Origin of the sequence: Lachnospira hominis (ex Liu et al. 2021) (assembly GCF_014287955.1) — a bacterium.
Taxonomy (GTDB): domain Bacteria; phylum Bacillota; class Clostridia; order Lachnospirales; family Lachnospiraceae; genus Lachnospira; species Lachnospira hominis.
Genome location: NZ_JACOPD010000001.1, coordinates 421,847 through 444,512 on the forward strand (window position 1 = coordinate 421,847; position 22,666 = coordinate 444,512).

Here is a 22,666-nt window from a genome sequence, read left to right on the forward strand (position 1 = left end):
GGGGGTTTTCACTATACCAAGTTCTTTAATCTACACCAATATTCTATTGGTACTATCTGGTTCACCAGCATATCAATTACGATTTGAAACGATCTATAAATAATTTATAGCATTATGTATAATCTCCATATCTTCACTAAGACAATTATAATATGTAATTTTGCTTTTGACAATAACTGAAAAATTTAATCAATATCTTCTATGGTTGAGCCACTATCCAAAGTAATTCCAATCTGACTTGCTATTCTTGTCATTACTTTTTGCATAAATGCACTTGTTACTTTACCCTTACAATCCCTAAATCGTTTCCTATCTACTGTATACAGATCTGTTAAATTTATTCTACTTGGTTGTTTTGTTAATGTTCCAAATTCCAGATCTGTATTATTTATTTTCATTTGTGACATTAGATTCTTTGGTTCTTCTCCATCTAAATACACTACATTTACCGCATCACTTACTTTTGCATGAGTTGTATTTGATATTATAAGCGACCATCTTATTCCTGTTGTTTCCCTTCCAACACCAGTAGAAACTTCTACCGCCCAGATTTCACCTCTATGTACCTTCGGTCTCGCATTACTTTCTAATTCATACAATTTCATTCCACCAGCTATTTTATGTGTTAATATCTTCTGTTCACTTGCTGGCACTGTTGCATAGGTTGTCTGTATTCTATTGATTAATGCAGGAAAACTTTCTGTTGCATGCAATCTTTTTTCCTGCACAATTTCAATACTTTCATCCATATCTGCAGTATATCCATAACGCTTTGCTAATTCGTCTATTGCTATTATCATCAAATCAGCATCTACATCATTATAGACTCTTTCTAACCAATCCATTGCATCTTCAAATTCATAAGATACACTTAAATCAATTTTTTCACCAGTCTTATTATTTCTGGAACATAACTGCATAATGTTTTCTGTTAGATCCTGTTCATTTGATTCATTATGTATTCTGTCTAACTTTAACATTGCTGTTCTAAATCTGGCAACATTATCTTCATTTGCTTCTGTGCAAGTGTCCCGATCTGGTTCATACTTGCCAGAAAATATGTTTTCTTTTGGCATAATAGCCCGCCTTTGTTATTTGTGATGATTTTATTATACCAAAATCAAACCCTTTTATAAATTCGTATTTTACTCTTCATCTTCAAAATTCATATCTATATTTTCTTTGTCTGTATAGCCATCTATCACATTTCCATCGTCATCAATGAAAAATACACGATATTTCTTATCTGTCTGATCTATGATATTTACATATGTATTTTCATTGTGAATTTCATAAATCACAGGTGCATCATTCTCAGCAGAGCTTTTTATAAGTTTTCCAATTTGTGCTTTTCCTAAATCATATATAAAACTTACAGCTAAGGGCAAAATTACATTCAAAAGGATAAATTTTATAACCGCATAGAAGTGTTCTTTAAATTTGCTGTTTTGAATAACTGCATCACCGAGCGTATCATTTTCAATTTCTTCCCTAACAACATTTTGTAATTCTTCTTTGCCTATGTCTGGCTCTCCAGCTTCTTCTCTTGCTGTTTCATATGCATATTCAATAGCTTCCGAAAGTTTTGAATTAATTATATTTTCTGTATTTAATAACTTTCCTAAATTAGATTGCAAGCCTTCAAATGCACTCATATCTATTTTTGGCATCTGAAACGTGAGTTGCTGTAATCCTGCTTGTATTCCTGTCAGTTTTTCATAATCAATCTTTTTAGAAAATTCCGACCACATACGCATTGATTTATTAATAGAACTTTCTGGATCATTTAAAACTTTTTGCCATGCCTGCATTTGCTTATAGGCATCATTGCCTGTTATAGATTTGTATGTAGCTTCTAATCCTACTTGAATCACTTGCATATTCTTTAAATAATCACCATTAAATGCTTTTGTATATGCATCTATTAATTCGCTTGTTGACATTTTATTTACCTCCTGCCATAGTTCTTATATCTTCATATCAAAAATTTCTTCCGTAAGTACTTACAAATATATTGTAAGTGGTAATTTTCAAAAACACAATATGACATCATATGACATTTTAGGACAACTTTACATCTATGATGTTTTACTAAAAAAATATTTTTCTATCATTTCCAGCCGAATCTCATACACCATATTGTGGTTTATCTATTTTCAAAAAAACTATATGTTGTGGTGTTTTTCAAGTGTAAAAAAGCAGGTCATTAACCTGCATTTATATCTTTATGGAAATAGTAATCTGGAATAGGAATTACTTCTACTTTCTTATCATCTAAGTAGCTTAATGCTTTTCCAGATAACATTATTGTGGAATCTATATAAACCTTTTTTAAATTCTTATTTTTCATATCCTGTTCAAATGCATCCACTTCTTCATCTGTCAATAATAATACATATTTATCATTGTCTATCTCAACTGCATTTTCAAGTTCAATCATTTCCTTTATGTGTTGCGTTATCTTATCTTCTATGTAATAATCTTTATCTTTTGAAATCTTACTTACAAAATCGGTTTTATAATATTTTAGATTTGCAGAAATGCCATCTGAATATTTGCTACCATCTTTCCTTATCCCTGTTATAACTGTTTTCAATCTTTGATATGTCACATCTTCACAGATGTTATTTTCATTATTGGTACATAAAATAAATTTTCTACTACCGCCATCTTCCATATTTAGATCCATCACTGCTTGTCCTGTTGTACCAGAGCCAGCAAAGAAATCTAAAACAGTTATATCTTTATTCGAATTACAACTAATACATTTTTTTATAAGAGATATTGGTTTTGGATAGGAAAAAGAACTTTTTTCATTTATTACACCTTCTAAATCCCTATTTCCTAAATCATTGTTTATTAATAATGATGATACATTTTCATATTCAACAGAATCTAAATATCTTTTTAACTGCGGAACTTTTGCCTTGAAATATATTATATTTTCAGCCACCTTTTTATCTAAATCTTTCTTTTTATACAACCAACCTCTTTTTGGTATTTCACATTTTTCTCCTGTTAATGGATTAATATAATCATATGTGTATTCTGGTTTTTGATATGCTGTATCAGAAGGATTCCCAAGATCTGAAATCCTAAAAATTCTAAATTCATCATCTACATATTTATACTGTTTTGTTCCATTAGGAATATTTTTATTTTTCAAATAATAATTTCTCAATTCTGCCTGTGCTTCTTCTGGTGTCATACCATTATCTTTACATTTTTTCACTAATGCTAATATATCATCAAAGGATTCTTTTCTTTGGAAAAAAAATGATTTTCCTAAGTGCTTTTTATCATTTCCATAAACTAATACATACTCTGTTTTTATAGATACATTGACTGAATTATTATTTCCAGAATTTTTCGCCCATATAATATTAGCTACAAAATTTTCTTCATTATAAATTGAATCGCATAAAATTTTTAATTGACCATATTCGTTATCATCAATAGAAATAAAAATAACTCCTTGCTGTGATAGAAGTTTTTTTGCAATTTTTAACCTTTCATTCATAAATGATAGCCATTTACTATGTCTATATCCATCATCTTTTCCAACCATTCTATCTTCATAGATAAAATCTTTATTTCCTGTATTGTATGGTGGATCAATATAGATTACATCTATCTTTCCTTTATGTGTTTTTTCCAACAATTTAAGACTGTGTAAATTGTCACCTTCTAATAAAAAGTTGTATGGAAGGTCTGGAGCTGAAACTATTTTTTTATCTTTATCTTCTGTAAATACTGGTATGTTATTAACCATCATATCATCTACTGCCTCAGAGTGTTGCTCCCAGACTAACCCATATCTTTTTTCATTGAGTTCATTTATAATATCATTTAATAGTAATCTATCTGTATCATCTATTGCTTCTTTTTGCTTCAATGCTTCTATTTTTGCAATAAATTCTTCCCTCTTTTGTTTTGATATATTTGCCATTTTCATTCTCCTTGTTGTTTACAAAGAGAATGATTTTTTTTAGTGCCTTTTGTAATAAAAAAATGCGGTCTCCCGCATTTTTCCTTAGAAGAAATTTTCAATACATTCCCAGTTATCGGTCATTTCTTCTATGTATTCTGTATTATTCAAAAATAGTTTTGGTTCATCATCAACATTTTTATTTCTTACAAAACCAAAATTAATATGATGATGTTTTGCATATTCCTTTAATGCATTGAATTTCTTCTCTGCATACTTATCAATATTTTCATCTGATCCGCTGTCAGATTCACCGCCTTTTGTTTCAATAATCCATACAGAATTATCTTTCATTTTTATTATGTAATCGGGATAAAATAAGCACTGGTTCATCATTCCATCATAGTATACAATAGAAAAATATTCTGCTCCTTTATCACCATTCTTATATACCCATTCTATTCTATCTGTCTTTTCACAATAGCGTTCAAATACCCTTTCTGGCTTAGAGCGTAACCCTTTTATGAAACAATCTGTTGTGTAATCTTCATAGGCATTTGATAATAATACATTTACATCTTCAATGGAATCATCATATAAAAATAAATCTTCCTCTGGTATCTTAAATTCGGATGTTTTTGGTGCAACCTTAAAACTTGGATCTACAACAATCTGCGACATTGCTTCTCTGAAATCATGCTTTAATAAATCCCTGTTATTGATTACAAATGCATAATATTCTGTCGTTGTTAGTTTTAATAACTTGCCACCATTTTTCATTCCATAAAATAATTTTTTTAATACCCTTGATGCAGTACTATAATCTGTTTTTAATTCAGATTTTAGCATATCCGTTGTCTGCTTAAAATCAAGTCCATCATAATGTGTTTTTACATCCTTTGTGAGTACTACTGTATTAGTTTCTTTTAATAATCCACTGGTTAATACTTCTTTTCCTGTCTTTACATCATATTTGATTTTATCAGTAACATCATATTTTCCAGCTTCAAACATTGGCTTATTCTTTGTTGGTGCTGTTAAATGGTATTTATCAGTCATAAATTTTTTGATTCTTCTAAATACTTCTGCATCCCCAAGACCTGCAACATCTTGATCCCTATTTTCTTTTTGTATTGAAAATACTTTGCATTTGTCCTTTAATTTAATACGTTTTACACTGTAGGCAGAAAATAATTCAGCTTTCACACTTTCCTTATAATCTTCATCAAATGTGTAAAGGTAACAATTATCAAGCAATTCTTTATTATAGAAATGTGATTCTGGCATCCTTCGGATTCTTCCGATTGTTTGGATCTGAAAATCTTCACTCATATTTTCACGAAGTTTTACAAGTATCTTGGCTCTTGTACAGTTCCATCCAGTTGCAACAGCCTGTTTCATTAATAAAAACTGCTGTTCACCATTCTTTGCCTTTATTTCATCAAGATTGATTTTATCCGACTTATCACTCATCCATTTTGCAAGTGCTTTATTTTCATATGAATAACCCATATCATTCAATATTTTTTCTATGGATTCTATTAAATCCTTTGATTTATCTGGAAATTGAATAAGTACTAATGGATTAATGTCTACACCGATATTTTTATATTCATCACGAATTGCCTTACGTTTTTCATCGGCAAGTTTTAAAAGTAATTCATTTTCGTTTGTAATATGTCCTGCTGTCACACCTTCATTAATATATAAAGCCTTTGTAATAAGCTGTGCATTTATTACATCTCTTTCATCAATTTCAATCCATTCAAACTTATTATTTTTCTTTGCTGTAGCCGATACACGAATAATAAGTTTTGAATTAAATTCATTAATAACAGCCTGTGATTTTGATGTATTGTATGCATGTTCTTCATCAACAATGATAACAAATTTAAGACCTGCTCTATGTGCCTTTGCAATCTGATCGATAAGGTTTTTATGTTCTGATTCAGTCATTGCCTTTTTATTAGCATTATTTACTTTTTCCCAGTTAATAAAAACAGTATCACCAGCATCAAAGCCATTTCTTAAAGTATCATCAAGATCCTTTGCTACTCTGTCCTTCATATGCTTTTCCATTTCTGCCTTGCTTTGTTCTTCGAGATCACCAGCACCAGGGCAGAACCACACAAATACTGTATCTTCATCAAAATTATTAAAATATGCTTCTATATATTTCAACAGGATGATAGTTTTTCCAGATCCAGTAGGTGATTTTATTACAATACCATCTTTTGAAGTATTGCTTAATGAAATCATCTTATCAACACATTCATCTTGAAAATCAATTTTCTTTACACCGATCATTTAGTTACCCCCTTTAATGTCTTTTGCGAAATAGTAATCTGGAATAGGTAATACTTCCACCCCTTCAGTATCTAATTTATCCATTATTTTTCTGGATAAAAATACTGTTCCATCAATATAAACTTTTATCGGATTGTAACTATCTATGTTGCTTTCAAATTCCTCTGCATCTTCATCTGTCAATAAAACAACATATTTATCATTGTCTATACTGATACCATTTTCAAGCTGAATCATTTCAACAATATGTTCCATTAATGCATCTTCAATAAAGTAATCTGGATCATCAGAGTATTTATCAACAAAATCTGTTTTATAATATTTTAGATTTGCTGGAATACCTGTTAAATCTAAAATTTCAGTTTTTCCTATTAATTTTATAATTCCATCAACAACCTTTATTTGAAACTTCTTAAATTGACTTTTATTTTCTTTTTTAATTGATTCTATATTTTCTAATAATTCTGTTGAATCCTTAATGTCTTTCAATTTTATTTCATGTTCAAATAAAATTTCTTCTGTGCATTTCTGGTAGTGATATGTATTAATTACATCACCTATTCGCTTGTATGTAATTTCTTCGCAAATATTATTTTGATTATTTGTACAAAGTATAAATCTTCTGTTTCCACCATCCTCTATATTTAATTCCATTACTGCTTGTCCTGTTGTTCCAGAGCCAGCAAAAAAATCTAATATTATTGCATCTTTTCTGTAATATGCTTTTATCAATTTTTTAATTAATGCAACTGGTTTTGAATAATCAAATTCATCTTCTAATCCAAATGCCTTTAAATCCTTTTTTGCATTATCATTTGAATAAATATTATTTATAAATTCTATTGAACTGGTTGCCTTAGTCCTCTTATTGTAGATAATACAAGGTTCACCATTTTCATCTTTATCAATTTTAGCATTAAGATATGTTTTTGTGTATATTCTGGCAGAACCATCATTTTTTCTTTTTATAACTACAAAACCATTTTTATATCCAAAGTCAAATAATTTTTTGCTCCATCTCCATGCCCAATCTGCACGTTTATGATTTCCTGCTTTTCTTTCTTTCCATTTTTCTATATCACCACCAGCATAGAATGTTTCACCTTCTATTTCAAGTGGATAATCTAAACTACTACTATATTGCAAGCTGTCATAGTCAAGTGTTTGATTTAACTTATATTTGCCTCTTTCCTTTTCAAATTCATCTGAATATTTAAAGGCAGGATCAACGTGTTCTTCCATTGCAAATATATCTTGATTTCTTTTTGTGTACACTAAAATATAATCATGATTTTTTGCATATGCTGTTGTAGTTTTTCCACTTTTTTTAGTTATTCTTGGCATAGAAATGACGAAATTTTCTTCTGTAAAAATTTCGTCCATTAATATTTTTAGTTGTGAAAATTCATTATCATCTATTGATAAAAAAATCAATCCATCTTCTTTTAATAGGTCATAAGCAATATTTAAACGTTCGCTCATAAAAGATAACCACATAGAATGTCTATATGCATCTTCTTTTTTAACAAATTCATCCATATATACAAAATCTTTATTTCCTGTATTGTATGGTGGATCAATATAGATTACATCTATCTTTCCTTTATGTGTTTTTTCCAACAATTTAAGACTGTGTAAATTATCGCCTTCTAACAAAAAATTTATTTTTTCATCATCTGGATTACCACAAATTTCACATTCTTTTATTTCATCAAAGACTGGAATAGCGGTCTCCATTTTTTTATCAACATTTTCTTCATGCTGTTCCCATACTAATCCGTATTTCTTCCCTGTTAATTCATTTATAACAGTATTCAAAAGTAATTTTGTATCTTCATCATCTTTATACTGTGTTTTTAATGCTTCAATTCTATCTATCAAATCATCTCTTTTGATTTTGGACAAATTAGCCATAATAGCCTCCTTTTTTGCTTATAAAAAGCCTACTTTACACATATTTTAGCATAAAATGAGCTTATATTCTATATAAATATCTTTATGTGCTACACGCCTTGATGCTGATGCATCAATTTCCAGTCTATCGCACAAAAAATTTACCGAGCCAGAAAAAGCACTGGCATGGCAAATCTTTTTGTTTGGTGTATTATTTTTCACTTTTATATTTATTTTTTATAGTAAATCTTAATACAGCTATTTTTCTACTTCCCCTTTTATTCACACGCTGATAACTTACATCTAAATTTGTTTTTTTATTGATTTGTTTAATTGCACTATCTAATTTTCTTGTAAAATCCGCTGTTCTTATAGATGCATCACCATAAAATCGAAGTTTTGCATCTTCAATGTATATACTTACATCATTTTTGAAATTTGAATTACAGGATAACCATTTGAACAAATTTAATTGAAATACTGTTGACAATTTTACAATATCATTTAGCAAAAATACTGCGTATTCTTCTTTACGCAATTTAAGATAAAATTGTTTTACATCTTCACTTAATTTAAAATCTATGTACCTTTCTTCTTCATCCACTTCTGCATATTCTATATAATGATAATGCTTTTTGTCAGTTTTTATTCTGAATGATTTATTCATTATGTCTTTAACAGCTAAATTTATATCATTAACAGTTACTTCACAATATGGATTTTGAGGATTAAAAATTTTTCCGATTGCACTATATGATATATGATATGTCTTAAAATCATCATCTGTTGGTTTTACCAATGAGATTATGGCATATACCATGTCTAATTGTCGTTTTGTAAAATTATTATCAAAAATATTTCTTATTAGTTTAGTCGATTCTGCAACTTTTTGTTGCATATCAAATTCATTTATTTCTATCATTTTTTCTTTTTTTTATTCTTACAATTAATATGACAGTTAAAGTGTAAAAAGTGAGATTTTTTTATTTTTTTCACTTTAACTATAAAACTTACACTTTAGCTTGAAAAATTGATTTTACGCATCACGTAAAAAAGAACCCCCGAAGGAGTTCTTTTCTGTATAGCCTTTTTACTGATTTTTAATATAAAAAAGCTATACAACTTTTTTCTTTTTTCTTAATACAGTCATATTATTATTAGAAACACTTCGCACCATATATGGTGCGTGAATTTAAATTAAACTATCATCTGGAAGTATTTAAGTGCATCTATAATAGCTTCCCTTTTTTCTGGTGTTACTTGTGGCACTCTTGATTTACCTGCACCAACATTATAGTTTTTACGTTCTATAATTCCAAATTCCTGTTTTACTTGTGCTATATACAAATTTGTTACATGCAATCCATATTTATTTTGCACATATTCCTGTATTTCCTTATATGTTGCCTTGCTTTCTGCACTGGTTACATCTAATTCCGACATATCAAGATTTACCTTAATTACTGCATCTGGAGCTGTTCGGGACAATAAAATTACAGTTTCTATATGCACCGTATGAGCGAATTGGTCTACAGGCTGAACACGATCTATCTCGTAACCATTAGCAGCAAGATATTTCAGGTCGCGTGCAAGTGTTGCCGAATCACAGCTCACGTACACAATCCGCTTAGGATTCATTTTGACAATCGTATCAAGAAGTGTCTCATCGCAGCCCTTTCTAGGCGGGTCAACAACCACAACATCAGGATTAATCCTCATTACAGACTCAAAGGAGGCTGAATCGGACAATCCAGAACTTTCTTTTGAATCAACAGGCTCATTTTCCGCTTTCTTCATATCTTCATCATAAATACGCGGCACAACCTCTTCTGCCTTGCCGACAAAAAATTCAGCATTATTAAGAGAATTGCGGAGTGCGTTATTTTTTGCATCCTCTATCGCCTGTGGAACAATCTCGACACCGTATACCTTTCGTGCCTTTGTTGCCATAAGAAGCGATATTGTTCCTATTCCGCAATACAAATCCCAGACCGTCTCATTTCCCGTAAGTTCTGCATATTCAAGAGCTTTACAATAAAGCTTTTCCGTCTGCACAGGATTGACCTGAAAAAATGAGAGTGGTGAAATTCTAAACATAATCCCGCAGATACTGTCCTCGATATAGGAATTCCCCCATATTACTGAACATTCACTGCCAAGAATAACATTAGTTCTTTCCTTATTAATGTTAATCATAATTGATGACATTCCGCTGATATCTTTTAAACAATCTGCCAGCTTGTCAGCATGCGGAAGCGTTTTACCGTTTATAATAAGACATACCATAATCTGACCGGTATGTTTTCCTGTTCTTATCAGAATATGACGGATAAGTCCCTTGTGGGACTGCTCATCATAAACGCTTATATTGTTTTCATTGATAAATGTACGGATTTTCTCAAGAATCTGTGCATTTTCAGGTGCACCGATTGCACACTGCGTATAATCTACAATACTGTGTGTTCTTCCTGCGTAAAAACCAATTACAACTTTTCCGTCCTTATTTCTTCCGACCGGATACTGTGCTTTGTTGCGGTAATTAAACGGATTCTCCATTCCTATTACAGGAAGAACTTCACAATCTGTTATTCCACCGATTCTTGCCAGATTGTCACGGACAAGCTTCTGTTTATATTTAAGCTGTGCTGAGTACGACATCTGCTGAATCTGACATCCGCCACACTGCCTTGCAACAGGGCATACAGGTTCTACCCTGTCTTTAGAAGGTGTTATTATCTCCATGAGCCTTGCATATCCGTATGTCTTTTTTGCCTTAATAACTTTGGCTTTTATAATATCACCTATAACCGCATCTTTTACAAAAAGTGTATAACCATCGGCTTTGCCTATTCCCGCACCGTCTGTTCCTATATCTTCTATTTCAATCGTAACCTGATCGTCTTTTTTTAACATAAATTCTCCTATAAGATGAATTCTTATCTACACAATTGTTCTCTTGATATTAGCATCAATCCATCTGTTGTATCCAAGCCAGTCATTTGTATCTTTCGCCTCAAGTGCCTCACGCATTGTCTCCATTTTTGCATCACAGTCATCTGCAAATGCAAGAGCAAGTGCCTCCGCTATTGCCGGTTTTTTCGGCGAACCATACTCTAGTTCACGATGATGTGCAAGTATACAATGACCTATTTCCGCTTTCAATGTTTCAGGAAATCCTTCTATCTGATTCATTTTCTGAGTAACCATCTCGTATCCCATTACAATATGTCCGAGGAAATTCCCCTCATCCGTATAATCATTTTTAGGAAATTCTGCAAGTTCCCTTACCTTACCGCAGTCGTGAAGCATTCCACAGGCAACCAGCAGATCCCTGTTAAGAAAATCATAATTTGATGCAATTTTATCACACATTCTTGTCACACTAAGGCTGTGCTCAAGAAGTCCGCCTGCAAATCCGTGATGAACAGACTTTCCGGCTGCAACTGACTTGAATTTTCTGATAAAGTCCGCATCATCCACAAAAAAAGCTTTTAAGAGTGATGAAATATATGTATTTTTAATACTTCCTGCAAACTGAAGAAGCTCTTTATACATATCATCAATATTAAAACGGCTGCTTGGAATATAATCAGATTCAATATATTCACCCTCATCAGCCTTTCTGATTCTGTCAATCTTTAACTGTAATGCTCCATTGAAACTTGTAACCTGTCCTGTAACCGCAACATAATCAAGTGCATCGAAGTCACTTATTCCGCCTGAATTAGGGTCCCAGATTTTAGAATCAAGCTGGCCTGTCTTATCCATAAGCATAACATTTTCATACTCTTTACCCGCTTTTGTTGTCGCAGTCGATTTTGACTTGCAAAGATATACCTCACTTATTCTTTCACCATCTTTTAAAGTCTCAATATAACGCATTTTCTTTTACCTATTCCTTCTTTAAAATATTTACTCATTATTTTCACAAAAATCCACCGGAACATACCGTTATCTCACAGAAAGCACAACGGAAAAATTAAGTTCCCTATACTCATCGCGTCCGGCTCTTTTGACTGTCAGTGTGATATTCTCACCGTTCACACACCGATATAGTTTCTCACTAAATGACTGAATTGTCAAAACACTATTTCCATTCAAAGCAGTAATAATATCACCGCATTGAAGTCCTGCCTCAAAAGCCGGCGAGTCCATAATCACATCTGTAATATAGACTCCCAGCGGAAGCTTATATCTTTCAGCTGTAACTGATGTCACATTAGTGCTTTTTATTCCAAGATATATAATCTCAGGGCTTGCTGAAAGTGTCTCAATAAGAGGTTTTAAATCAGATAATCCAACCGCCTGAAATTTCATCATATCACCTGATGGTCTTGCAATTCCTACAACATTGCCGCCTTTGTTAAATATATAACAATAGTCGCCATATGATGGAATAATATCAATACTCATCATCTCAAATGTATTATCGACACTGCTCTCATCTGTAATCTGTGTAATATTTCCAAATTTTGTCTGTCCTGTACTTCCATTTATGCGTCCTATTGCAATAACAGGGTCATTTTCCTTCATCTTATACGAATTGCCAAGCACAGCCACCTGTATATCAGCATCTGAATCTGCTTTAATTGAATCTTTCTGTACTGACAACAATGAAACTTTACTGTATGAATCACTGCCGATAAGCTTTGCCTCTCCATATGCACCGCCATTAAATCCTACTTTGACAGCCATATCATAATTATTCAAAACACATGAATCAGCTATTATAATATATGCATTATTTATATCACCTATTATAAGACCTACTGAATCATTCATTCCTGTATTCTGGCTGCCATCATTTTCAAATATCACCATGCACTTTGATGCTTCTTCATTAATCTGTGCCGTCGATTTTATCTCCAGTCTGTCAGTATCTGCCTGATCCTGGCGTACATTGTCAAGACTGCCGTCAACGGAATCATCTATATATTGGTCTTTTTTTAACTCAAGTGAAACAGCTGGCTCATTGTTTCCATTTACCTTTTTATCAAAATATGGATACAATAATACAATTACGGCACATGCAATTACTCCGAATATAACCGCACCGCCAAGAAACTTCAAAAAACTGAACAGCTTTTTATACTTAACTTTAGGATTAATAATTATTCTTTCCGTATATAAAGGAAACTCTTCCTGTGCTTCCTGTGTTTCCTTCTCATCTCTTCCATTATAATCCATACGAAACAAAACTCCGTTCTAAAGTATTTTCCTAACTATGAGAAACACGCTCACAATTCCAAACTTATTTTATTATAATAAATAAATATGAACATTCTATGACATACTTGTAAATTAATATTACCAGAGTACCTGACCCAACAATGCGTATAGCTTTTTTTAGCTGAATGATGTAAAATAACCATATTAAACAGATTTTGAATGGAGAATTTAAATAATGGATTACAAGTCACTTAAAACACTTGAATATCATAAAATTATAGAAAAATTATCATCTTATGCCGGCAGTGAAGCTGCCAGAAAAATGTGTGCTGATTTAAAACCCATGACTGATATCAACTCAATTAACGACGCACTTACACAGACAAGCGATGCACTCTCCAGAATATATGCAAAAGGCAGTGTATCATTTTCTGGAGTTACTAATATTATTGACAGCATTAAGCGTCTTGAGGTCGGAAGCACGTTAAATACACACGAACTTCTGAATATAAGTGCAGTTCTTACTACTGCCGCAGCTGCAAAATCGCATTACGAGGAAACTAATGATTCACTCACAGATTATTTCAACTCACTTGAACCTCTTACACCACTCAATACACAGATTAAAAACTGTATTATTTCCGAGGAAGAAATAAGCGATGACGCAAGCGGCACTCTGCGTGACATCCGCCGCCAGATGCGTATTTCGGCAGACCGTATTCACACTGAACTTAATAAAATTCTCAATTCACCGTCAACAAGATCGTGTCTGCAGGATTATGTCATAACCATGCGGCAGGGCAGATATTGCCTTCCCGTAAAGGCCGAATACAAATCACAGATTGCCGGAATGATTCATGACCAGTCTGCAACCGGCTCAACAATTTTTATTGAACCGGCAGCTGTCGTTAAGTTAAATAATGACATTCGTGAACTTGAACTTAAAGAACAGGCCGAAATCGAGCGTATTCTTGCAGCACTCAGTGCTGAAGCATCCGCATATACAGATGAATTGCAATCGGATTACACTATCCTTGTCACACTTGACTTTATATTTGCAAAAGCACAGCTGTCTAAGTTTTACAAATGCAGCTGTCCTATAATGAACACTGATAAATACATTAATATCAAAAAAGGCAGACACCCTCTTATTCCGGCAAAAACTGTCGTTCCAATTGACATTTATCTGGGAAAAGATTTTAACCTGCTTATCGTAACAGGTCCTAACACAGGCGGTAAGACTGTTTCTTTAAAAACAGTCGGACTTCTCACTCTCATGGCACAATCAGGACTTCATATTCCTGCCATGGACCACTCACAGATTGCCGTATTTGATAATATTTTTGCAGATATTGGTGATGAACAAAGTATTGAACAGAGCCTTTCTACATTTTCATCACATATGACTAACACTGTAAGTATTTTAAAGGAAGCTGACGAAAACAGCCTTATACTTTTTGATGAAATTGGTGCCGGTACTGACCCGACAGAAGGTGCAGCACTCGCAATTGCAATTTTATCCGACCTTCACAACAAAGATATAACAACGATGGCTACTACACATTACAGTGAAATAAAGGTATTTGCACTTACAACGGAAGGCGTGGAAAATGCAAGCTGTGAATTCGATGTTGCAACGCTTTCACCTACTTACAGACTTTTAATTGGTGTTCCGGGAAAAAGTAATGCATTTGCAATTTCAAGAAAACTCGGTCTTCCATCTTATATAATTGATGATGCATCAAGCCGTATTGACGCAAACGATATTCACTTTGAAGATCTGCTCACAGACCTTGAAAACAGCCGTATAACAATAGAAAAAGAGCAGGCTGAGATAAAAGAATACAAAGACCAGATACGCAGACTCAAAGCAGAAGCTGCTGCCAAATCAAAGCGTCTCGATGAAAGAACAGATAAGATTATCCGTAAAGCCAATGAAGAAGCTGCAGAAATCCTACGTGAAGCAAAAGAATATGCCGACGAGACAATAAAGACTATGAACAAACACGGCATGAGCGTAAAAGAGCTTGAAAAGCAAAGAAGTGCTGTCCGTGACAAAATGAATAAAAGGCAGGAAAAACTCGCAGTTAAGACTACTGCACCAAAGTCGCACAAGCCTGTATCTGCCGCAGAATTAAAAGAGGGCATGCATGTACGCGTACTCAGCATGAATGTAATCGGCACAATTCTTTCTGCACCGAATCCAAAAGGTGAAGTAACAGTTGGCGTTGGAAGTCTTACAACCAAGACCAAAATAAACAATCTGGAAATTGTAACAGGATACAAAGACCCTGAAGAAAAGACTACAATAAAAACAGGCGGCTCAAGCCGCATAAAGATGTCAAAATCAGCTTCAATCTCACCGGAAATCAACCTTTTAGGACTTACCGTTGACGAAGCTGTTGCAAAACTTGACAAATATCTTGATGATGCATACATTGCAAAAATCGCACAGGTACGTATTGTCCACGGAAAAGGAACAGGTGCATTAAGAAATGGTGTTGCAAGCTACTTAAAAGGTGTTCCATATGTAAAATCATTCCGTCTTGGCGAAGTCGGTGAAGGTGATGCCGGCGTTACAATCGTAGAATTCAAATAAAAAGCAAATAATAAAGGAGGCTTTAGCATGGCAGTTAAACAAAAAATACTCATTGTCGATGATGATGAAAATATTGCGGAACTTATATCTTTGTATCTTACAAAAGAATGTTTTGAGACAAAGATAGTATATGACGGCGAATCTGCATTGGAACAGGTTAATATATTCAAACCGGATCTGATACTTCTCGATCTTATGCTTCCCGGCATTGACGGTTATCAGGTATGCCGTGAAATCAGAAAAACAAACAATATTCCTATAATCATGCTCTCAGCAAAGGGTGAGACATTCGATAAAGTTCTCGGTCTTGAACTTGGTGCTGACGATTACATGATAAAACCATTTGAGACAAAAGAGCTTGTCGCACGTGTTAAAGCCGTACTCCGACGTTACCAGCAGCCGACAGCCACATCCGTCCCAGAAAAGCCATCACAGGTTGTTGAATATCCTGACCTTACAATCAATCTTGGCAATTATTCTGTGCTTTATTATGGCAAAAACGTTGAAATGCCTCCAAAAGAACTTGAACTGCTCTACTTTCTCGCCTCATCTCCTAATCAGGTATTTACGAGAGAGCAGCTTCTTGACAATATATGGGGATATGAATATATCGGTGATACAAGAACAGTAGATGTACATATCAAGCGTATCCGTGAAAAAATCAAAGACCATGCACATTGGGCAATAGATACAGTATGGGGCATCGGCTACAAATTTGTTACAAAATAATGGAGTATATCATATGAAATTTAATCTATTAACCAAATATATTCTCATATATGTTTCCGTTGCAATTATAGGTTTTGTAGGTGTAACTGTCATATCATACAAAATAGATTACAATCGTGTATATTCAGAACAGACTGAAAACATGTACCGGCAGGCAGTATCAATAGCTGCCGAATTTGCCCCGGACTACTTCAGCAATGACAAATTGAAGCTCATACAGCTTGAACTTCATACAATAACCGAACTTGACCATTCAAGAATCATGTTTGTTGACATGGATGGCAATGTAATACTTGACACACAATACAACAATATGAATGAAGAAGTTGACGAAAATGGTATCCTGTATACAATCAACAATTTTGATGTAAGTAAGCTTGGTACCAATCACTCAATGAATGGTAACTTCTATGGTGTATTTACAGAAAAAAATGTTTCCGTATTCGCACCTATTACAAATAAATTTGTCATGAAAGGCTATGTCGTTGTCCATATGCCGGAATCTGTTATAACAGACCGTGTGTATACAACATTCAACACTAACTATATAACACTTCTCATAATACTTGTTTTAAACTCAGCTTTTATCATACTGTATATTATACATATACATAATCCTCTGAAAGACATTACCAATGCCATCAAAGAATATGGCCGCGGTAATCTTTCATATAAAGTTGCTGTCGGACATAATGACGAGATTGGACAGCTCTCTGCTTCGCTTAATTACATGGCAACACAGATTAATGAGATGGACCAGTTCCAGCAGAAGTTCCTTTCAAATATTTCACACGACTTCCGCTCACCGCTCACATCAATCAAGGGTTATCTCGAAGCGATTGCTGACGGAACTATTCCACCGGAAATGATTAATAAATATATCAATATTGTGCTGTTTGAAACTGACCGCCTTACAAAACTTACAAGTAATATCCTTACGTTAAACGAACTTGACCCCAAATCAGTTCGTCTCGACATAAGCAGCTTTGATATTAATGCTCTTATAAAACATACAATAGAAACATTTGAGGGAACCTGCAAAAAGAAAAAAATCCAGTTCCAGCTTACTTTTTCCGCAGAAAAAGAACTGGTCAGTGCTGATAAAGTAAAAATCGGACAGGTTATTTACAATCTTGTAGATAATTCTATCAAATTCAGTTCAGAAAACTCAAATATATTTATTTCAGTTAAAGAAAAAGGTGAAAAAGCCTATATTTCAGTAAAAGATTCCGGTGCCGGTATTTCCAAAGAAAATATTGACAGAATCTGGGACAGATTTTACAAGTCAGATTCATCCCGCGGACGTGATAAAAAAGGTTCTGGTCTTGGTCTGTCAATCGTAAAAGAGACCCTTCTTGCACATAATGAAAATATTGACGTAATCAGTACAGTCGGCGTCGGAACAGAATTCATATTCTCACTGCCAATTGCAAAATCAGCTGAAAACACTTAAAAACAGTCTGAAACAACAAAAAGCAGTCAAAATCAGCCGTGGTTGTGATAACTAACACACTCCACGGCTGTAATTTTACTCATCATGCCACTCAAGTCGGTGCAGATGACCTTCCTGATTCATATGATCAAAATTATTCTGTCTTAAAGCCTCATACAAAACAATGGCAACGGAATTGGAAAGATTAAGTGAACGGATATCTCCAATCATTGGAATCCTTACACAGGTATCTTCATGATCCACAAGAATTTCCTCAGGAATTCCGGCACTTTCTTTACCAAACATTATATAGCAGTCCGGCTCATAAGAAACCTCGGTATATGTCTTATGTGCTTTTGTTGTAGCCATATAAATCTTAGCTCCCGGATTCCTCTCACAGAAATCATTAAAATCATCATAAACTGTCACATCAAGTTTATCCCAATAATCAAGACCGGCTCTTTTTACCATCTTATCATTGATACTGAATCCCAAAGGCTCTATAAGGTGCAGCCTTGCACCTGCTGCAACGCATGTTCTTCCTATATTTCCTGTATTTGCAGGCATTTCAGGTTCGTGTAATACAATATTAAGCATTTATGTGCCTCTTTTCTATCAGGCCTTGACAGCAACGTCAAGTTCAATTGTTATATCGCCGCCGCTTAAAGGTACACATATATTCTGTGCAAATGACTGTGCAATGGTAAGATTACCACGACAGACCGTAGGCGGTGTAATATCTATAAGTATTCCTTTTGTTGAAAATATTGTCGCAGCATTACCCATAATCATATTACCAAGTTCACTGATTGCACTAATAGACATTTCATCAAGTTTTTCAACCGGCATCCCCATCATCATCTTAGATGCAATTTCAAGTGCCTTTGTATATGAAAGAACAATCATAACCTGACCACGCATCTCTCCCGTAATACCAATCATAATAATAACTGAATCATCCGCAAACGCTGTCTCCTTTACATAAGGTTTGCCAATCTTCATTTCAATCTGACATATATCTTTAATAATCCCCGTTGCCGCCATTAAGAACGGATTAATATAATCAACATTTATTCCAGTCATTGTTTTTTTCTCCTACAAGTTCTTTATAAAATTTTCTATCCTCTCAAGTCCTGCTTTCAGTTTCTCAACAGAATAAGCATACGAAATTCTGACAAAACCCTCACCCGAAGCTCCGAATGCAGTTCCCGGCACAACGGCAAGCTTCTGCTCAAACAACAGTCTGTTAGCAAACTCATCCGATGTCATGCCAAACTTTTTAATTGATGGAAATACGTAAAATGCACCATATGGCTCAAAACATTCTATTCCCATTTCCTTAAATGCATTAAGTAGAAATCTTCTTCTCTGGTCGTATGCCTCAACCATCTTTCCGACTTCATCATCACAGTTACGCATCGCTTCAACCGCAGCAAACTGGCTGTTTGTGGGAGCACACATTATCGCAAACTGATGAAGCTTTATCATCTGCGTCATGATATTTTTCGGTGCACAGGCATACCCAAGTCTCCATCCTGTCATTGCAAATGCTTTTGAAAATCCATTTATGACTACAGTTCTTTCCTTCATTCCCGGAAATGATGCTATAGAGCAATGCCTGCTGCCATATGTAAGCTCTGAATAAATCTCATCAGAAATAACATACAAATCATTGTCAATTATAACAGGTACAAGCTCTGCAAGCTCCTCCTTTGTCATAATAGCACCTGTCGGGTTATTAGGATATGCAAGTATAAGTATCTTAGTCTTATCTGTTATTGATGCTATAAGTTCTTCTTTTGTAAGCTTGAATTCGTTCTCGGCTTTTAACTCAATAGCCACCGGCTTTGCATCTGCCATAACCGCACATGGGACATAAGATACATAACATGGCTGCGGAATCAGTACTTCATCCCCCGGATCAACCATGCAACGAAGTGCAACATCTATCGCTTCGCTTCCTCCTACTGTGACCATTATCTCATCTTCGGCACTATAATTCAAATTATATTTTCTTGCAATATAACGGCTTATCTCATCCCTTAACTCTTTTAAACCGGCATTTGACGTATAAAATGTGCGACCTTTTTCAAGCGAATAAATGCCCTCTTCCCTTACACGATAAGGGGTGTCAAAATCAGGTTCCCCGACACCAAGCGATATTGCATCAGGCATTTCACTTACTATATCGAAAAATTTACGTATTCCAGAAGGCTCAATATCAACAATTTTTTTAGATAAAGCATCTCTCATGGTGTCACCGGCATCCTTTCGTCTTTCTCAGGTTCGCCAAGAACTTTTCCATAATCTTTATATTTTTTCAATACAAAATGTGTTGAAGTGCTTAATACCGAATCAAGCGGTGCAAGCTTATTGGCGACAAACTGTGCTACAGATTTCATTGTCTTTCCCTCAATAATAACCGTAAAATCAAATCCGCCTGACATAAGATATACAGAAGTTATCTCATCATACTGGTATATTCTTTCAGCAATGCTGTCAAATCCAAGCCCTCTCTGTGGCGTAACCTTAACCTCAATAAGTGCCGTAACCTTTTCTTCACTCGTTTTATCCCAGTCAATTATTGTATTATATCCGCATATAATATGCTCTTTTTCCATCTCAGCGATTTCATTGGCTACCTCCGGCTCGCTTATCCCCAGCATAACAGCCATATCCTTTATATCTATTCTTGAATTTTTTTCAAGCATATTTAAAATCTTTTCTCTCATATCATAATCCTTTCACTGTACATGCAGTCTCATTCTGCTGTTGTTTCACTCTGCATCTCCTGCAGTCTGTAAATTTCGTCCTGTACCGGTTTATCAAGGAAACGAACCTCATCAAGATTATTGATTATCTTATCATTGCCATCCGTAACTTTTCCTATAACACATGCGTCAATTCCCTCTTCTGCAAGTGCTTTTATAATACGCTCCGAATCGGATGATGTTATCAAAAGACTTCCACAAGAATTTAATTCATATGGATTAATGTCAAATATTTCACATATCTCTATTATTTCCTGTCTGACAGCTATTGCCCTGAAATCCACCAGAAGTCCTGTTCCTGATGCTTCAGCCATATCCCATAACGCTGCATATACACCACCCTGTGACATATCGTGCAAAGATACAGCACCATTTTCTATCGCTATACAGGCTTCTTTTGCAATTGACAAATCACTTCTATTGCCATATGCACGTTTTACTACATCTTCAACATACTTTTCAAGTATTTTTTCTCTGTTATTATTTATAATATACTGTACTCCACCTATGCCGATACATTTTGTCATTATAATATCGTCTCCCGGCTTCGCCATATTGCTTCCGACAGCATGTGGTTCTTTCACATTTTCTGTAAATCCAACTGCTGTAACCGCTACAACAGCTCTTGTATTTCCTGCCTCAACCTGTGTATGTCCACCTGAAACAACAAGCCCAAGCTGTGCACAATCCGCAGAAATCTTTTGCATTATCTCTTTTAGACGTATCTCACGCATATCCTGTGCAAGATTGACGCAGCACTGGATATACTGCGGTCTTCCACCTCTTGCATAAATATTGTTAGATGCTGTATAGACAGGTTCAAAACCGCTGTCTGATGCAATTACAATACCATTTTCAAGGACTGAAGCATCTGCACCAATTGACGGCTTGACAGCAAGGCTGTTCTTTGCAGGTTTTATATTTTTTAATACAGAACGACTGATAACTGAATTTGTTATTTTTCCTGTTTTCATATTCTCCTCCGGACCGCATTTAATATTCTATATCTAACATATTGAAAAAAAAGGCGATTTAATATATCATTTTATTAATAAATTATTTAACGAAATGAAAGCAGTGCAGAGGCAACCATCGGTACAACCATCGCGACTACAAGAAAAATAATTATAACCGCTGTCAATATTTTCTTATTTTTTTTGTTATTAAAATTAATCATATTTCCTCTTTTCCGCACTGTTTTCCATAGATTGGAGATTCAAATGCATTTAATACTGCCCTATTTTATAATAATACTTATCTTAATGCAAATATATTTTAAAAGAAATAACAACAAAACCGCTAGCTCAAATGAAGATTTTTTCAAGCGTGAAAGTGAAGCCAACCAAAGCCGTAAACGCGATATTTCAAATCTTAATTACATAACAATACCTGATAATCTGCCATTTATAAAAACCGACATTGCCGAAATAAGCAATGCCGAACAGAATATTATGAATCTTAAAGATGAAAAAATCCTGAACCTTACCGGCAAGACTAACACCGATTTAAAACTGGAATATGGTGTTGCCAATCTTTCAGAACTTACAATATATGAAAATAATTTCCATACGCTGTGTCGTGAAATTATTAACCTTGCAAAAGCACTAATTGATAACGGATATGAAAAAGAGGCTGTCAGCTTCCTTGAATTCGGAATCCGCAGCCGCTCAGATTTATCTGCCAATTATGTAATGCTTGCAGAAATCTATTCTAAAAACGGCGAAAATGAAAAAATTAATCACCTTAAAAAATATGCAGAAACTCTTAATACTATAACAAAAGATTACATAATCAAAAAAATCGACGCATACCTTTTATAACAGATTATCTGCCATAGC

At 34.1% G+C, this 22,666-nt stretch carries 19 protein-coding genes; 4 read left to right on the top strand and 15 right to left on the bottom strand.

Features of this window, described 5'->3' with window-relative positions:
* Nucleotides 1-185 precede the first annotated feature (185 nt).
* The 9 genes from H8S01_RS02050 to H8S01_RS02090 form a co-directional block, all read right to left on the bottom strand.
* A complete protein-coding gene (locus tag H8S01_RS02050) occupies nt 186-1,076 on the bottom strand; it encodes a type II toxin-antitoxin system PemK/MazF family toxin (protein WP_186835996.1) in 891 nt (296 codons plus the stop codon).
* Between the two features lie 69 nt (nt 1,077-1,145).
* Nucleotides 1,146-1,943 (bottom strand): hypothetical protein, encoded by a 798-nt coding sequence (locus H8S01_RS02055; RefSeq protein ID WP_186835997.1) that lies wholly within the window; start codon nt 1,941-1,943, stop codon nt 1,146-1,148.
* 263 nt (nt 1,944-2,206) lie between these two features.
* The gene (locus H8S01_RS02060; protein ID WP_186835998.1) at nt 2,207-3,949 is read right to left on the bottom strand and encodes a site-specific DNA-methyltransferase; all 1,743 of its coding nucleotides are present in this window, start codon (nt 3,947-3,949) and stop codon (nt 2,207-2,209) included.
* Between the two features lie 84 nt (nt 3,950-4,033).
* Nucleotides 4,034-6,235, bottom strand: a complete 2,202-nt coding sequence (locus H8S01_RS02065) for a DEAD/DEAH box helicase (RefSeq protein ID WP_186835999.1) — start codon at nt 6,233-6,235, stop codon at nt 4,034-4,036.
* The gene (locus tag H8S01_RS02070) at nt 6,236-8,149 is read right to left on the bottom strand and encodes a site-specific DNA-methyltransferase (RefSeq protein WP_186836000.1); all 1,914 of its coding nucleotides are present in this window, start codon (nt 8,147-8,149) and stop codon (nt 6,236-6,238) included.
* Between the two features lie 190 nt (nt 8,150-8,339).
* Entirely contained in the window at nt 8,340-9,050 is a 711-nt protein-coding gene (locus H8S01_RS02075; RefSeq protein WP_186836001.1) for a replication initiation protein, read from the bottom strand.
* A 275-nt stretch (nt 9,051-9,325) separates the two neighbouring features.
* Nucleotides 9,326-11,041 (bottom strand): 23S rRNA (uracil(1939)-C(5))-methyltransferase RlmD, encoded by a 1,716-nt coding sequence (rlmD, locus tag H8S01_RS02080; RefSeq protein ID WP_186836002.1) that lies wholly within the window; start codon nt 11,039-11,041, stop codon nt 9,326-9,328.
* 27 nt (nt 11,042-11,068) lie between these two features.
* Nucleotides 11,069-12,010, bottom strand: a complete 942-nt coding sequence (locus H8S01_RS02085) for a 3'-5' exoribonuclease YhaM family protein (protein ID WP_021865195.1) — start codon at nt 12,008-12,010, stop codon at nt 11,069-11,071.
* A 69-nt stretch (nt 12,011-12,079) separates the two neighbouring features.
* Nucleotides 12,080-13,315: a S1C family serine protease gene (locus H8S01_RS02090; RefSeq protein WP_186836003.1), complete on the bottom strand. Its 1,236-nt coding sequence runs from the start codon at nt 13,313-13,315 to the stop codon at nt 12,080-12,082.
* 217 nt (nt 13,316-13,532) lie between these two features.
* Here H8S01_RS02090 and H8S01_RS02095 point away from each other — a divergent pair, with 217 nt between their 5' ends.
* From H8S01_RS02095 to H8S01_RS02105, 3 genes are read left to right on the top strand one after another with little or no spacing between them, the layout of a single operon-like run.
* A complete protein-coding gene (locus H8S01_RS02095) occupies nt 13,533-15,896 on the top strand; it encodes an endonuclease MutS2 (protein ID WP_186836004.1) in 2,364 nt (787 codons plus the stop codon).
* 27 nt (nt 15,897-15,923) lie between these two features.
* On the top strand, nt 15,924-16,625 hold the full coding sequence (locus tag H8S01_RS02100; RefSeq protein WP_186836005.1) for a response regulator transcription factor: 702 nt from the start codon (nt 15,924-15,926) through the stop codon (nt 16,623-16,625).
* Between the two features lie 13 nt (nt 16,626-16,638).
* Complete coding sequence (locus H8S01_RS02105; RefSeq protein ID WP_021865199.1) at nt 16,639-18,078, top strand: sensor histidine kinase; 1,440 nt, start codon at nt 16,639-16,641, stop codon at nt 18,076-18,078.
* Nucleotides 18,079-18,153: 75 nt separating this feature from the next.
* On the opposite strand, the gene H8S01_RS02110 is transcribed toward H8S01_RS02105, so the two are convergent.
* From H8S01_RS02110 to H8S01_RS14395, 6 genes are all read right to left on the bottom strand, one after another.
* Entirely contained in the window at nt 18,154-18,654 is a 501-nt protein-coding gene (locus H8S01_RS02110) for a tRNA (cytidine(34)-2'-O)-methyltransferase (RefSeq protein ID WP_021865200.1), read from the bottom strand.
* 18 nt (nt 18,655-18,672) lie between these two features.
* Nucleotides 18,673-19,140, bottom strand: coding sequence for a chemotaxis protein CheX (locus tag H8S01_RS02115; RefSeq protein WP_021865201.1), 468 nt, complete (start codon nt 19,138-19,140; stop codon nt 18,673-18,675).
* Nucleotides 19,141-19,152: 12 nt separating this feature from the next.
* The gene (locus H8S01_RS02120) at nt 19,153-20,310 is read right to left on the bottom strand and encodes a pyridoxal phosphate-dependent aminotransferase (RefSeq protein ID WP_186836006.1); all 1,158 of its coding nucleotides are present in this window, start codon (nt 20,308-20,310) and stop codon (nt 19,153-19,155) included.
* On the bottom strand, nt 20,307-20,789 hold the full coding sequence (locus tag H8S01_RS02125; protein WP_186836007.1) for an Lrp/AsnC family transcriptional regulator: 483 nt from the start codon (nt 20,787-20,789) through the stop codon (nt 20,307-20,309). Before H8S01_RS02125 ends, H8S01_RS02120 begins: the two co-directional genes overlap by 4 nt.
* A 29-nt stretch (nt 20,790-20,818) precedes the next feature.
* Nucleotides 20,819-21,802: an AIR synthase-related protein gene (locus H8S01_RS02130; protein ID WP_186836008.1), complete on the bottom strand. Its 984-nt coding sequence runs from the start codon at nt 21,800-21,802 to the stop codon at nt 20,819-20,821.
* Between the two features lie 86 nt (nt 21,803-21,888).
* Nucleotides 21,889-22,005: a hypothetical protein gene (locus H8S01_RS14395; RefSeq protein WP_021865205.1), complete on the bottom strand. Its 117-nt coding sequence runs from the start codon at nt 22,003-22,005 to the stop codon at nt 21,889-21,891.
* Nucleotides 22,006-22,048: 43 nt separating this feature from the next.
* Here H8S01_RS14395 and H8S01_RS02135 point away from each other — a divergent pair, with 43 nt between their 5' ends.
* Entirely contained in the window at nt 22,049-22,648 is a 600-nt protein-coding gene (locus tag H8S01_RS02135; RefSeq protein WP_021865206.1) for a hypothetical protein, read from the top strand.
* Nucleotides 22,649-22,666: the final 18 nt, after the last annotated feature.

Bases quoted from the DNA above. Each gene is read 5' to 3' on its own strand.
- H8S01_RS02050 (WP_186835996.1), bottom strand. From the start codon at position 1,076: ATGCCAAAAGAAAACATATTTTCTGGCAAGTATGAACCAGATCGGGAC.
- H8S01_RS02055 (WP_186835997.1), bottom strand. From the start codon at position 1,943: ATGTCAACAAGCGAATTAATAGATGCATATACAAAAGCATTTAATGGT.
- H8S01_RS02060 (WP_186835998.1), bottom strand. From the start codon at position 3,949: ATGGCAAATATATCAAAACAAAAGAGGGAAGAATTTATTGCAAAAATA.
- H8S01_RS02065 (WP_186835999.1), bottom strand. From the start codon at position 6,235: ATGATCGGTGTAAAGAAAATTGATTTTCAAGATGAATGTGTTGATAAG.
- H8S01_RS02070 (WP_186836000.1), bottom strand. From the start codon at position 8,149: ATGGCTAATTTGTCCAAAATCAAAAGAGATGATTTGATAGATAGAATT.
- H8S01_RS02075 (WP_186836001.1), bottom strand. From the start codon at position 9,050: ATGATAGAAATAAATGAATTTGATATGCAACAAAAAGTTGCAGAATCG.
- rlmD (WP_186836002.1), bottom strand. From the start codon at position 11,041: ATGTTAAAAAAAGACGATCAGGTTACGATTGAAATAGAAGATATAGGA.
- H8S01_RS02085 (WP_021865195.1), bottom strand. From the start codon at position 12,010: ATGCGTTATATTGAGACTTTAAAAGATGGTGAAAGAATAAGTGAGGTA.
- H8S01_RS02090 (WP_186836003.1), bottom strand. From the start codon at position 13,315: ATGGATTATAATGGAAGAGATGAGAAGGAAACACAGGAAGCACAGGAA.
- H8S01_RS02095 (WP_186836004.1), top strand. From the start codon at position 13,533: ATGGATTACAAGTCACTTAAAACACTTGAATATCATAAAATTATAGAA.
- H8S01_RS02100 (WP_186836005.1), top strand. From the start codon at position 15,924: ATGGCAGTTAAACAAAAAATACTCATTGTCGATGATGATGAAAATATT.
- H8S01_RS02105 (WP_021865199.1), top strand. From the start codon at position 16,639: ATGAAATTTAATCTATTAACCAAATATATTCTCATATATGTTTCCGTT.
- H8S01_RS02110 (WP_021865200.1), bottom strand. From the start codon at position 18,654: ATGCTTAATATTGTATTACACGAACCTGAAATGCCTGCAAATACAGGA.
- H8S01_RS02115 (WP_021865201.1), bottom strand. From the start codon at position 19,140: ATGACTGGAATAAATGTTGATTATATTAATCCGTTCTTAATGGCGGCA.
- H8S01_RS02120 (WP_186836006.1), bottom strand. From the start codon at position 20,310: ATGAGAGATGCTTTATCTAAAAAAATTGTTGATATTGAGCCTTCTGGA.
- H8S01_RS02125 (WP_186836007.1), bottom strand. From the start codon at position 20,789: ATGAGAGAAAAGATTTTAAATATGCTTGAAAAAAATTCAAGAATAGAT.
- H8S01_RS02130 (WP_186836008.1), bottom strand. From the start codon at position 21,802: ATGAAAACAGGAAAAATAACAAATTCAGTTATCAGTCGTTCTGTATTA.
- H8S01_RS14395 (WP_021865205.1), bottom strand. From the start codon at position 22,005: ATGATTAATTTTAATAACAAAAAAAATAAGAAAATATTGACAGCGGTT.
- H8S01_RS02135 (WP_021865206.1), top strand. From the start codon at position 22,049: ATGCATTTAATACTGCCCTATTTTATAATAATACTTATCTTAATGCAA.